Source organism: Streptomyces anthophorae (assembly GCF_049310305.1).
Classification (GTDB): Bacteria; Actinomycetota; Actinomycetes; order Streptomycetales; family Streptomycetaceae; genus Streptomyces.
Window position 1 is genome coordinate 4,556,713 of the sequence record NZ_JBLWQQ010000001.1, and the last position, 11,958, is coordinate 4,568,670.

8 protein-coding genes are annotated in these 11,958 nt (G+C 67.8%); 5 read left to right on the forward strand and 3 right to left on the reverse strand.

What is annotated here, in order from left to right; all coding sequences use genetic code 11:
• The first annotated feature begins 127 nt into the window (after positions 1-127).
• Together femX and ACNYS0_RS20670 are read left to right on the forward strand one after the other, a co-directional pair.
• Positions 128-1,249 carry a peptidoglycan bridge formation glycyltransferase FemX gene (gene femX / locus ACNYS0_RS20665; RefSeq protein ID WP_422408373.1) on the forward strand — a complete coding sequence of 374 codons (1,122 nt, stop codon included), beginning with the start codon at positions 128-130 and terminating at the stop codon, positions 1,247-1,249.
• A gap of 58 nt (positions 1,250-1,307) precedes the next feature.
• Positions 1,308-2,339 carry an alanine racemase gene (locus tag ACNYS0_RS20670; RefSeq protein ID WP_385759010.1) on the forward strand — a complete coding sequence of 344 codons (1,032 nt, stop codon included), beginning with the start codon at positions 1,308-1,310 and terminating at the stop codon, positions 2,337-2,339.
• A gap of 89 nt (positions 2,340-2,428) precedes the next feature.
• Here the strand turns inward: ACNYS0_RS20670 and ACNYS0_RS20675 are convergent, their stop codons facing one another.
• Positions 2,429-3,940 carry a glycosyltransferase family 87 protein gene (locus ACNYS0_RS20675; protein ID WP_422475654.1) on the reverse strand — a complete coding sequence of 504 codons (1,512 nt, stop codon included), beginning with the start codon at positions 3,938-3,940 and terminating at the stop codon, positions 2,429-2,431.
• Between the two features lie 129 nt (positions 3,941-4,069).
• Positions 4,070-6,793 carry a transglycosylase domain-containing protein gene (locus tag ACNYS0_RS20680; protein WP_422475655.1) on the reverse strand — a complete coding sequence of 908 codons (2,724 nt, stop codon included), beginning with the start codon at positions 6,791-6,793 and terminating at the stop codon, positions 4,070-4,072.
• Positions 6,794-7,168: 375 nt separating this feature from the next.
• On the opposite strand from ACNYS0_RS20680, the gene ACNYS0_RS20685 reads away from it, so the two are divergent.
• The 3 genes from ACNYS0_RS20685 to ACNYS0_RS20695 all read left to right on the forward strand — a co-directional run bounded on the left by ACNYS0_RS20685 (position 7,169) and on the right by ACNYS0_RS20695 (position 10,360).
• Complete coding sequence (locus ACNYS0_RS20685) at positions 7,169-7,849, forward strand: PadR family transcriptional regulator (protein WP_326018514.1); 681 nt, start codon at positions 7,169-7,171, stop codon at positions 7,847-7,849.
• A 44-nt stretch (positions 7,850-7,893) separates the two neighbouring features.
• The gene (locus ACNYS0_RS20690) at positions 7,894-8,976 is read left to right on the forward strand and encodes an inositol-3-phosphate synthase (protein ID WP_422475656.1); all 1,083 of its coding nucleotides are present in this window, start codon (positions 7,894-7,896) and stop codon (positions 8,974-8,976) included.
• Positions 8,977-9,100: 124 nt separating this feature from the next.
• Positions 9,101-10,360 carry an MFS transporter gene (locus tag ACNYS0_RS20695; RefSeq protein ID WP_422475658.1) on the forward strand — a complete coding sequence of 420 codons (1,260 nt, stop codon included), beginning with the start codon at positions 9,101-9,103 and terminating at the stop codon, positions 10,358-10,360.
• A gap of 100 nt (positions 10,361-10,460) precedes the next feature.
• Here the strand turns inward: ACNYS0_RS20695 and ACNYS0_RS20700 are convergent, their stop codons facing one another.
• Entirely contained in the window at positions 10,461-11,909 is a 1,449-nt protein-coding gene (locus ACNYS0_RS20700) for a CCA tRNA nucleotidyltransferase (RefSeq protein ID WP_422475660.1), read from the reverse strand.
• Positions 11,910-11,958: the final 49 nt, after the last annotated feature.

An 11,958-nucleotide genomic window follows, 5' to 3' on the forward strand; every position in this document is an offset into this window, starting at 1 on the left:
GAGGGGCCACCTTCACCACCGACCTCCCATACGGCCGGTCGGGGCGCTCACAGGGCGCAGTAGGCTTCGGCGCGAGAGCCGGAGCCCCTGTACCCATGGGGACACACCAGCCCGAGGAGCGCCCCGAATGAGCCTGACCCTGAGGACCATCAGCCGAGAGCAGCATCTGGCGTACATCCAGAGCCTGCCGTCGGCCAGCCACATGCAGGTCCCCGCATGGGCAGACGTGAAGGCGGAGTGGCGCTCCGAGCACCTGGGCTGGTTCGACGAGCGCACCGGCGAGATGGTCGGTGCGGGCCTGGTGCTGTACCGCCAGCTGCCCAAGATCAAGCGCTACCTCGCGTACCTGCCCGAGGGCCCGGTCATCAATTGGTACGCCCCGAACCTCGAAGAGTGGCTGCGCCCGATGCTCGCGCATCTGAAGCAGCAGGGCGCCTTCTCCGTGAAGATGGGCCCGCCGGTCATCATCCGCCGCTGGGACGCGCCCTCCATCAAGAAGGGCATCCAGGACGCGGACGTGAAGCGCCTGCGTGACATCGAGGCCGATCACATCGAGCCGCGCGCCTTCGAGGTCGCCGACAAGCTCCGCCGCATGGGCTGGCAGCAGGGCGAGGACGGCGGCGCGGGCTTCGGCGACGTACAGCCGCGCTACGTCTTCCAGGTGCCGCTCGCGAACCGCTCCCTCGAAGAGGTGCACAAGCAGTTCAACCAGCTGTGGCGGCGCAACATCAAGAAGGCCGAGAAGGCCGGTGTCGAGGTCGTCCAGGGCGGCTACCAGGACCTCGCCGAGTGGCAGCGCCTGTACGAGATCACGGCCGTGCGCGACCACTTCCGGCCGCGCCCGCTGTCGTACTTCCAGCGCATGTGGACGGCCCTCAACACCGAGGACCCCAACCGGATGCGGCTCTACTTCGCGCGGCACAACGGCGTGAACCTCGCGGCGGCCACGATGCTCGTCGTCGGCGGGCACGTCTGGTACTCCTACGGCGCCTCCGACAACATCGGCCGCGAGGTGCGCCCGTCCAACGCCATGCAGTGGCGGATGCTGCGCGACGCCTACGCGCTCGGCGCCACGGTCTACGACCTGCGCGGCATCTCCGACTCGCTGGACGAGACCGATCACCTCTTCGGCCTGATCCAGTTCAAGGTCGGCACCGGCGGCCAGGCCGCCGAATACCTGGGCGAGTGGGACTTCCCGCTCAACAAGCTGCTGCACAAGGCGCTCGACATCTACATGTCGCGGCGCTGAGCACCCGGCACAATTCACGTAGCTACGTACTCCCCACGGAAAGGTTCCGGGACCGGCCATGGCGCTCACGCTCTACGTCGACACCGCGCGCTGGCGGGCACACCACAAGCAGGTGCTCGAGCAGTTCCCGGGTCTCGTCCCCGTCTGCAAGGGCAATGGCTATGGCTTCGGCCATGAGCGGCTCGCGGAGGAGGCGACCCGCTTCGGCACCGACGTCCTCGCCGTCGGGACCACGTACGAGGCCGCCCGTATCAAGGACTGGTTCAGCGGTGACCTGCTGGTCCTGACGCCGTTCCGGCGCGGCGAGGAGCCCGTTCCGCTGCCCGACCGCGTCATCCGCTCCGTCTCCTCCGTGGACGGCGTGCACGGCCTCGTCGGCGCCCGCGTGGTCATCGAGGTCATGTCCTCGATGAAGCGGCACGGCGTCACCGAGCAGGACCTGCCGCAGCTCGCACACGCCATACAGGACGTACGTCTCGAGGGCTTCGCGATCCACCTGCCGCTCGACCGCACCGACGGCACGGACGCCGTCGAGGAGGTCATCGGCTGGATGGACCGGCTGCGCGCGGCCCGCCTTCCGCTGCACACCATGTTCGTCAGCCACCTGAAGGCCGACGAACTGGCGCGCCTTCAGCAGCAGTTCCCGCAGACCCGCTTCCGCGCGCGCATCGGTACGCGGCTGTGGCTGGGCGACCACGAGGCGACCGAGTACCGCGGCGCCGTCCTGGACGTCACGCGCGTGGCGAAGGGGGACCGGTTCGGCTACCGCCAGCAGAAGGCCCCTTCCGACGGCTGGCTGGTGGTCGTGGCGGGCGGTACGTCGCACGGTGTGGGCCTGGAGGCCCCGAAGGCCGTGCACGGCGTCATGCCGCGCGCCAAGGGCGTCGCACGGGCCGGTCTGGCGACGGTGAACAGGAATCTCGCGCCGTTCGTCTGGGCGGGCAAGCAGCGCTGGTTCGCCGAGCCGCCGCACATGCAGGTGTCGATCCTCTTCGTGCCGTCCGACGCCCCCGAGCCGCAGGTCGGCGAGGAGCTGGTGGCCCATCTGCGGCACACCACCACGCAGTTCGACCGGATCGTGGATCGCTGAGCACGTCGCTCCGCAGGACATACGAAAAGCGGGTCGGGCCCCTCATGGGGCCCGACCCGCTTTTCGTCGTCCTCAGCGAGCGGGGTCGCTCAAAGCGAACTCTCCGGCGCCCGGCCCCAGTCGACCGCCGGCGGCCCCTCCGTGACCTGGGCGGCGTGCCGGTGCCGCCGCGGACGAGCGGCCTGCCCCAGTACGAAGACGTCCTTGGCGCCGTCCAGCACGCCGCCCGTGGGGTCGTCCTCACCGGAGCGGCGCACCACGTCCCGATCGGGCAGCCAGATGTCCCGCACGATGACCGCGCAGAGGTAGAGCGTGCCCAGCAGGTGTGCCGCGACGACCAGTTGGTATCCGTCCTCGGGCAGCCCCTGATGCTTGTCCCCGCTCGTCGTGTACGCGAGGTACAGCCAGATCCCCAGGAAGTACGCGACCTCGCACGCCTGCCAGATCAGGAAGTCCCGCCACTTGGGGCGCGCGAGCGCGGCGAGCGGGATCAGCCACAGGACGTACTGCGGCGAGTAGACCTTGTTGGTGAGGATGAAGGCCGCGACCACCAGGAACGCGAGCTGTGAGAAGCGCGGCCGACGCGGTGCGGTGAGCGTCAGCGCCGCGACGCCCAGGCAGGCGAGGATCATCAGCGTCGTGGCCAGGGTGTTGACGACATTGGTGTCGAGCGGCGTGTCCCGGTGCTGCGAGATGATCAGCCAGAAGGATCCGAAGTCGACTCCGCGCTCCTGGCTGAACGTGTAGAACTTCGACCAGCCCTCGGGCGCGAGCATCATCACCGGCAGGTTCACGGCCAGCCACGAGACGGCGGCGCCAAGGGTCGCCCTGCCGAACTCCCGCCACCTGCCTGCCCGCCAGCACAGTACGAAGAGCGGCCCGAGCAGCAGCACCGGATACAGCTTGGCGGCCGTCGCGAGCCCGAGCAGCACGCCGAACGCGAAGGTCCTGCCCCTCGACCACATCAGCATCGCGGCCGCCGTGAGCGCCACCGCGAAGAGGTCCCAGTTGATGGTGGCGGTCAGCGCGAAGGCCGGCGCCAGGGCGACGAACAGGCCGTCCCAGGGGCGCCTGCGGTGGGTGCGGGTGACGCACACGGCGATCACCGCGGCGCAGATCATCAGTATCCCGGCGTTGACCATCCAGTACACCTGCTCCTGGTGCTGGATGGAGCCGCTGCCGGGCGTCAGCCACGCGGCGACCTCCATGAACACGCCGGTGAGCACCGGGTACTCGAGGTAGTCCATGTCGCCGGAGAGCTTGTCGAAGTACGGCACGAGGCCGTCGGCGAAGCCGCGCCCCTGGTAGAGGTGCGGGATGTCCGAGTAGCAGGCGTGGGTGTACTGGGAGCTGGCGCCGTAGAACCAGGCGCCGTCGTAGCAGGGGAACTTCTGGACCATGCCGAGCGCGAACATGCCGAGCATGACGAGCACGATCACCCGCACCGGCGTCCACCAGGAGGCCCCGAGCAGGGCCCGTCGCCCGATCGGCCCGCCGATCAACTCGGCACCGGCGGCCGCGACCTCGTCCTCTTTGGTCGGCCGTACCTGCTCAGGCTCCGGCTGCTGCGGATTCGTGCTCGTCGTCTCTGCACTGGGCATGCGGCACATCCTGCCGTACGAGCCTGAGAACGGGGCGAGGGCCGCCACACCCGATGGGTGTGACGGCCCTCGACTTCCGTGAAACACACAGCGTTTCACGTGAAACACGGTGCGTTGCGGCCAGGTCGGCTACTTGTCCGGGCCTCCGAAGAGGCCACCTCCATTGCCGTTGCCCGGCCCTCCGGAATTGTCGGTACTCCCGTCGGTCGGCGTCGACGACGCACCGCCGTCGGTCGCGCCTCCGGTGTCCGTGCCCCCGGTGGTCCCACCGTTCTCGTTCTTGCAGGCCCAGTCCCAGTTGCTGCACGTCTCCGTCGGCGACGGGGACGGCGACGAGCTCTCGCTGGTCGACGGGGACGGCGAGGCGGTCTCCGACGGAGTCACCGTGGCCGACGGGGTCGGCGTGGGACTCGGGGTCGCGCCCACGAGCTCTCCGATGGGCTCCGGCGTCGGGAACGGCTCGTTCGGCTGGCCCTTCAGAGCCTGCGCCATGTAGTCGTGCCAGATCTCGGACGGGAACGACGCACCGTGGATCTTCTCCTGACCACCGGTGCCGTACATCTCCAGGAACTTGCGGTTCTGGGACTTCTCGTTGTCGTCCATCCGGTACATCGTGATCGCGGTGGACAGCTGCTTGGTGTAGCCCACGAACCAGGCCGACTTGTTGCCGTCGGTGGTACCGGTCTTGCCGGCCACGTCGCGGCCCGGCAGCCGCGCCGCCGTACCCGTGCCCTTGTCGACGACGGTCTTGAGGACATCGGTCACGTTGTCGGCGACCTTCGTGTCGAAGGCACGCTTCGGCTTGGGGTCGTGCCGGAAGACGTTCTCACCCTCACGGTCGACGGACGTCACCGAGTACGGATCGTTCTGCTGGCCACTGGTCGCGAACGTGCCATAGGCGCCCGCCATGCGGATCGCGCTCGGGTCGGAGGTACCGAGGGAGAACGAGGGGTAGTTGGAGTCGGCGAAGCTGTCGTCCAGGATGCCCGCGCTCTTGGCGGACGCACGCACCTTGTCCAGACCCACATCCATGCCCAGCTGCACATAGGCCGAGTTCACGGACTCGCGCATGGCCTCGCGCAGATCGATCTGGTAGCTGGGCTTGTTGTACGACTGCTTACCGTCGTTGGTCTGGTTCCACTGCTTGCCCTTCTCGTTCGTCCAGATGTCGCCCTTCCAGTCCTTGATCTTGAGCCCGTTCTTGCCGCTGTACAGGCTCTTGGGAGAGGCGATCCTGCGCTGGCTCGCGTCCTGGACCTCGGGCCCTTCCGGGTCCCTGACGCCGTACTTGAAGGCAGCCGCGAGGACGAAGGGCTTGAAGGTGGAACCGACCTGGGCGCCGGTGACATCTGCGTTGTTGGTGAAGTGCTTCGTGGCGTCCTCACCGCCGTAGATGGCCTCGATCGCGCCGGTCTTGGGGCTGACGGAGGCACCACCGAACTGAACGTGCCGGTCCACGTACTTCCCGTTGACCTTGCGGTTCTTCTGGAGGTTCTCCTTGCGGACCTTCTTCACGGCGTCCTCGAGCTTCTTCACCTTGCTCTCGTTGAACGTGGTGTGGATCTCGTAGCCGCCCTTTTGCAGGTCGTCCTCGGTGATCTTGCCGTTGCTGTTCTTGACGGCGTTCGACTTGGCGAGGTCGACGAGATAGCCGGTCTGACCGCCGAGCTGCGCGTTGGAGCGCGGGCTCTCCAGCTTGGGGAAGGTCTTGAACTGGGCCCGGCGGCTCTGGCTCAGCCGCCCGTCCTTCGTCTCCTCGTCGAGGATCCACGCCCAGCGCTTCGTGGCGCGCTCGCGGTTCTTCTGCGGCGTCGCGTTGACCGGGTCGATGCCGGGCGAGCCCGCCGGGTCGTAGTAGGTCGAGCCCTTCAGCACGGCCGCGAGGAACGCGGTCTGGCTCTCGTTGAGCTTCGTGGCGTCCTTGCCGAAGTAGGCACGGGCAGCGGCCTGGATTCCGTAGGCGCCGCGCCCGTAGTACGCCGAGTTCAGGTAGCCGGCCATGACGTCGTCCTTGTCGACGGTCCGGCCGACCTTTATGGAGACGAACAGCTCCTTGAGCTTTCGGGCCACCGTCTGCGACTGGTCGTCCAGCATCGCGTTCTTCACGTACTGCTGGGTGATGGTCGAGCCGCCCTGGGTCTCGCCGCCCTTGGCCATGTTGAACACGGCACGGGCGATACCCATCGGGTCGACGCCCTTGTCCGTCTCGAACGTCTTGTTCTCCGCCGACATGACGGCGTAGCGCATGGACTTCGGGATGTCCTCGTACTTGATGATCTGGCGGTTCGTCTCACCACCGGTCGCGACCATCTGCTTGCCGTTGGACCAGTAGTAGACGTTGTTCTGCGCCGTCGCCGTCTTTGCCGGGTCGGGCACGCCCACCAGCGCGTACGCGATGCCGGCCGCGACCATCATGCTGCCGAACAGGCCGACGCACATACCGGTCACCAGGCGCCAGGACGGCACCCAGCGGCGCCAGCCGTGCTTGTAGGCGCGCGGGTAGTCGACGAACCTCTTCTTCTCAGGTCCGCCGCGCCCCGCGCCGTACGCGCCGCCGGCGGCACCGCCGCCGCCACCGCGGCGGCCGCCACCGCCTCCGGCGCCTTCGGCCGACCTGCGCCGGCCGCCGCGCTGGGCGGCCCTACGGGCTTCGGCTCGACCTCCCCAGGGGCGGTCCCCTTCCGGGCTCCCGGACGGGCCCGTCGAACTCGGGGGGTCATAGGAAGCGGAGGGTGAGGCGGAACCTCCACGCGGGGCCGCACGGCGGCCCGATGGTGCTCCGGATGCTCCGCGACGGGCCGCGGCGCGCCCACCGCCCTGCGGCTGCGGCGGTTTGCGACGGTGCTCGCTCATCGAACGACTACTCCTCGGGCAGGCGCGAGGTCGCGCGCCTGGAAACGGCGTCGGGTTTCCGGTCCCCCCGGAGTACGGATGCGCCCCTCTCGGCACTCACCCGCACTACACCAGGGACGACGACGCTCACAGGCGTCACTTGGTTCCCGGTGGTCTGCATGGCGGACAGACTACGCACCGTCAAAACCCTCCTAGGGCCGAACTTCACCCCAAATCAGGCAACTCGATTCCTACGAATCGGTGATGTGACGCCGTTCACCGTGATCGCACTTGCCGCAGCCGAAGAGCAGTTCTATCGTCGGGATGTATCGAGTCGATACATCAGCTCGGCATAAAGAGTCGATCCAAGGGACCGCGGCAGAGAGGGGGCGGACGATGAGCCGACGTTCAGGCATCCTCGAATTCGCCGTACTCGGACTGCTCCGCGAGTCCCCGATGCACGGCTACGAGCTGCGCAAGCGACTCAACACTTCACTCGGAATCTTCCGAGCCTTCAGCTACGGGACGCTGTACCCCTGCCTCAAGACGCTGGTCGCCAACGGCTGGTTGATCGAGGAGCCGGGGTCAGGACCCGACGACACCCCCGCGGCTCCACTCGCAGGGCGTCGCGCCAAGATCGTCTATCGATTGACGGCGGAAGGTAAGGAGCACTTCGAGGACCTGCTCTCGCAGACCGGCCCCGATGCATACGAGGACGAGCACTTCGCCGCGCGCTTCGCCTTCTTCGGGCAGACGTCGCGGGACGTGCGCATGCGCGTCCTCGAGGGCCGTCGCAGCCGTCTGGAGGAGCGCCTCGAGAAGATGCGCATCTCCTTCGCCCGCACCCGCGAGCGCTTGGACGACTACACGCTCGAGCTGCAGCGGCACGGCATGGAGTCCGTGGAGCGCGAAGTGCGCTGGCTGAACGAGCTCATCGAGAGCGAGCGCGCGGGCCGCGACCAACGAGGCTCCGGCCCGGGGGACGCGGCTCAGCAGGACACATCTGGAGAGACGGGCGGCCTGCCCCGGCACCGGGACAGTACCCGGCCGGATCCGTCCGACGACACCGCCACGTGAAGTCCGGTCAGGACTTCACCGAGTACACACAGGGAGCAACCGGAATGGGTTCGGTTCGCGTAGCCATCGTCGGCGTGGGCAACTGCGCCGCCTCGCTGGTGCAGGGCGTCGAGTTCTACAAGGACGCCGACCCGGAGACCAAGGTCCCGGGCCTGATGCACGTACAGTTCGGCGACTACCACGTCGGTGACGTCGAGTTCGTCGCCGCGTTCGACGTCGACGCGAAGAAGGTCGGCCTGGACCTCGCGGACGCCATCGGCGCCTCCGAGAACAACACCATCAAGATCGCCGATGTGCCGAACAAGGGTGTCGAGGTCCAGCGCGGCCACACGCTCGACGGCCTGGGCCGCTACTACCGCGAGACGATCGAGGAGTCCCCCGAGGCCCCGGTCGACGTCGTCCAGGTCCTCAAGGACCAGCAGGTCGACGTCCTCGTCTGCTACCTGCCCGTCGGCTCCGACGACGCGGCGAAGTTCTACGCCCAGTGCGCCATCGACGCCAAGGTCGCGTTCGTCAACGCCCTCCCGGTCTTCATCGCCGGCACCAAGGAGTGGGCGGACAAGTTCACCGAGGCCGGCGTCCCGATCGTCGGCGACGACATCAAGTCGCAGGTCGGCGCGACCATCACGCACCGTGTGATGGCGAAGCTCTTCGAAGACCGCGGTGTCCGCCTCGAGCGCACGATGCAGCTCAACGTCGGCGGCAACATGGACTTCAAGAACATGCTGGAGCGCGACCGCCTCGAGTCGAAGAAGATCTCGAAGACGCAGGCCGTCACCTCGCAGATCCGCGACCGCGAGCTGGGCGAGAACAACGTCCACATCGGCCCGTCCGACTACGTCGCGTGGCTCGACGACCGCAAGTGGGCGTACGTCCGCCTCGAAGGCCGCGCCTTCGGCGAGGTCCCGCTGAACCTGGAGTACAAGCTCGAGGTCTGGGACTCCCCGAACTCCGCGGGTGTCATCATCGACGCCCTGCGCGCCGCGAAGATCGCCAAGGACCGTGGCATCGGCGGCCCGATCCTCTCCGCGTCCTCGTACTTCATGAAGTCCCCGCCGGTGCAGTACTTCGACGACGAGGCCTACGACAACGTCGAGAAGTTCATCAAGGGTGAGGTCGAGCGCTGACCTTGTCCTGAAGGGCGGTCCGGGTGTTTCACGTGAAACACCCACCCCCTGAAGGCTGTTGAGGCCCCCGGCTCGCACACATTGTGCGAGCCGGGGGCCCGCCTCATATGTGAGGCTGTGCACCATGGCTGTCGTCCGCGACCTGCGCGTACTCCTGCGCCTGCAAGATTTTCGGCGTTTGTTGACGTTGCGGCTGCTCTCCCAGGGCGCGGACGGCGTGTACCAGGTGGCCCTCGCCACCTACGTGGTGTTCTCGCCGGAGAAACAGACAACGCCCACCGCGATCGCTTCGGCCATGGCCGTACTGCTCCTCCCGTACTCCCTTGTAGGTCCGTTCGCCGGCGTCCTCCTCGACCGTTGGCGCCGTCGCCAGGTTTTCCTCTACGGCAACCTGCTGCGGGTGCTGCTGGCCTCCGTGACGGCCGCCCTCATGCTCAGCCACGCCCCGGACTGGCTCTTCTATGCGTCCGCGCTCTGCGTCACCGCGATCAACCGCTTCGTTCTGGCTGGGCTCTCGGCCGCACTGCCCCGTGTCGTGGACGCCGAGCGCCTCGTCATGGCCAACTCCCTCTCACCGACCGCGGGGACCCTCGCGGCAACCTTGGGCGGAGGCCTCGCCTTTGGCGTACGGCTGATCGCCGACGACTCGGATGCAGCGGTCGTGCTCATCGGGGCATTGCTGTACCTGTGCGCTGCGCTCGCTTCGCTGCGCATGGACGCCCAGCTCCTCGGCCCCGATCCGGAGTTGATCCAGCCGCGCCTGGGAGCCGCGGTGACCGGCACCGCCCGGGACCTCGCCGCCGGCGTCCGTCACCTTGCCTCGCGCCCGTCGGCCGCACGCGCTCTCGCCGCGATGACCGTGATGCGGTTCTGCTACGGCGCCCTGCTCGTCATGGTGCTCATGCTGTGCCGATACGCATGGTCATCCACGGAGTCCCAGGGGCTGGCCCTGCTCGGCCTCGCCATGGGTGTCTCGGGGGCCGGCTTCTTCGTCGCGGCGGCCATCACCCCGGCGGCCGTGGGACGGCTCGGCGCGGCCGGGTGGATCGTCCTCTGTGCAGGCGCCGCATCCGTACTGGAACTCGCCCTGGGGCTCACCTTCGAGCCCGCGCCGATCGTGGTGGCCGCGTTCGTCCTCGGCCTGACCACACAAGGCGCGAAGATCGCCACCGACACGGTCGTGCAGTCCTCCATCGAGGACGGCTTCCGCGGCCGGACCTTCTCCGTCTACGACGTGCTGGTCAACGTCTCGTTCGTCGGCGCGGCCGGAGTCGCCGCGCTGATGTTGCCGCCGGACGGCCGCTCGGTCCCTCTCGTGGTCCTGGTGTCGGTCCTCTACGGAGCGACCGCCCTGACACTGCGTGGACGGCGCCGTTTCACGTGAAACAGCGCGTCCCCGAACAGCGTGTCCCCGAACAGCGCGTCCTCAGATACGCGTCGGGCTCTGTTTCACGTGAAACAGAGCCCGACGCGTTCCGAACGTCTCAGTCCTGAGAGCTGTCCGCCCACCACTCCTTGAGCGCCGACACGGCCGCGTCGTACCCCATCGGCCCGTTCTCGAGGCGCAGCTCGAGCAGGAACTTGTACGCCTGCCCGATCACGGGGCCCGGGCTGACGCCGAGGATCTCCATGATCTGGTTTCCGTCAAGATCTGGCCGGATCGAGTCCAGCTCCTCCTGCTCCTGAAGCCGCTCGATGCGCTCCTCAAGGCCGTCGTACGCGCGCGAAAGCGCGTTGGCCTTCCTCTTGTTGCGCGTCGTGCAGTCGGAACGGGTCAGCTTGTGCAGCCGACCGAGGAGCGGCCCGGCGTCCCTTACATAACGACGTACGGCGGAATCCGTCCACTCGCCGGTGCCATAGCCGTGGAAGCGCAGGTGCAGCTCGACGAGGCGCGAGACGTCCTTCACCAGCTCATTGGAGTACTTGAGCGCGGTCATGCGCTTCTTCGTCATCTTGGCGCCGACCACCTCGTGGTGGTGGAAGGAGACGCGGCCGTCCTTCTCGAAGCGGCGCGTGCGCGGCTTCCCGATGTCGTGGAGCAGCGCGGCGAGGCGCAGCGTCAGATCGGGGCCTTCGGTCTCCAGCGCCATCGCCTGCTCGAGCACGATCAGCGTGTGGTCGTAGACGTCCTTGTGCCTGTGGTGCTCATCACGCTCAAGACGCAGCGCCGGCAGTTCGGGCAGTACGGAATCGGCCAGACCGGTCTCGACGAGCAGCGTCAGGCCCTTGCGCGGGTGCGCGGACAGGATCAGCTTGTTGAGCTCGTCACGTACTCGCTCCGCGGAGACGATCTCGATACGGCTTGCCATGGCCTTCATGGCCGCGACGACCTCGGGGGCGACCTCGAAGTCGAGCTGAGCGGCGAAGCGGGCGGCGCGCATCATCCGCAGCGGGTCGTCGGAGAAGGAGTCCTCAGGAGTGCCGGGCGTGCGCAGCATCCGCTCGGACAGGTCGCTGATGCCGCCGTACGGATCGATGAATTCCTTCTCGGGGAGCGCGACGGCCATGGCGTTGACGGTGAAGTCCCGGCGGACCAGGTCCTCTTCGATGGAGTCGCCGTACGACACCTCGGGCTTGCGCGACGTGCGGTCGTACGCCTCCGAGCGGTAGGTCGTGACCTCGACCTGGTAGCCGTCCTTCTGGCAACCGACGGTGCCGAACGCGATCCCGACCTCCCACACCGCATCGGCCCACGGGCGGACGATCTTCAGTACGTCCTCGGGGCGCGCGTCAGTGGTGAAGTCCAGGTCGTTGCCGAGCCGGCCGAGCAGTGCGTCCCGCACCGAACCACCGACCAGGGCAAGGGAGAACCCGGCCTCCTGGAACCGGCGGGCGAGATCGTCTGCGACAGGCGAGACCCGCAGCAGTTCGCTGACCGCTCGCTGCTGTACCTGGCTCAGGGTGCTGGGGTTGTCTTCATTGGCGTTCGGCACAACAGGACAGGGTACGTGGCCCGGGCGGCCCCGACCGAACCGTTTGCCG

What these genes read in the sequence shown, in the direction of transcription:
- ACNYS0_RS20670 (WP_385759010.1), top strand. Translation starts at nt 1,308, where the DNA reads ATGGCGCTCACGCTCTACGTCGACACCGCGCGCTGGCGGGCACACCAC.
- ACNYS0_RS20695 (WP_422475658.1), top strand. Translation starts at nt 9,101, where the DNA reads ATGGCTGTCGTCCGCGACCTGCGCGTACTCCTGCGCCTGCAAGATTTT.
- ACNYS0_RS20685 (WP_326018514.1), top strand. Translation starts at nt 7,169, where the DNA reads ATGAGCCGACGTTCAGGCATCCTCGAATTCGCCGTACTCGGACTGCTC.
- ACNYS0_RS20680 (WP_422475655.1), bottom strand. Translation starts at nt 6,793, where the DNA reads ATGAGCGAGCACCGTCGCAAACCGCCGCAGCCGCAGGGCGGTGGGCGC.
- ACNYS0_RS20690 (WP_422475656.1), top strand. Translation starts at nt 7,894, where the DNA reads ATGGGTTCGGTTCGCGTAGCCATCGTCGGCGTGGGCAACTGCGCCGCC.
- ACNYS0_RS20675 (WP_422475654.1), bottom strand. Translation starts at nt 3,940, where the DNA reads ATGCCCAGTGCAGAGACGACGAGCACGAATCCGCAGCAGCCGGAGCCT.
- femX (WP_422408373.1), top strand. Translation starts at nt 128, where the DNA reads ATGAGCCTGACCCTGAGGACCATCAGCCGAGAGCAGCATCTGGCGTAC.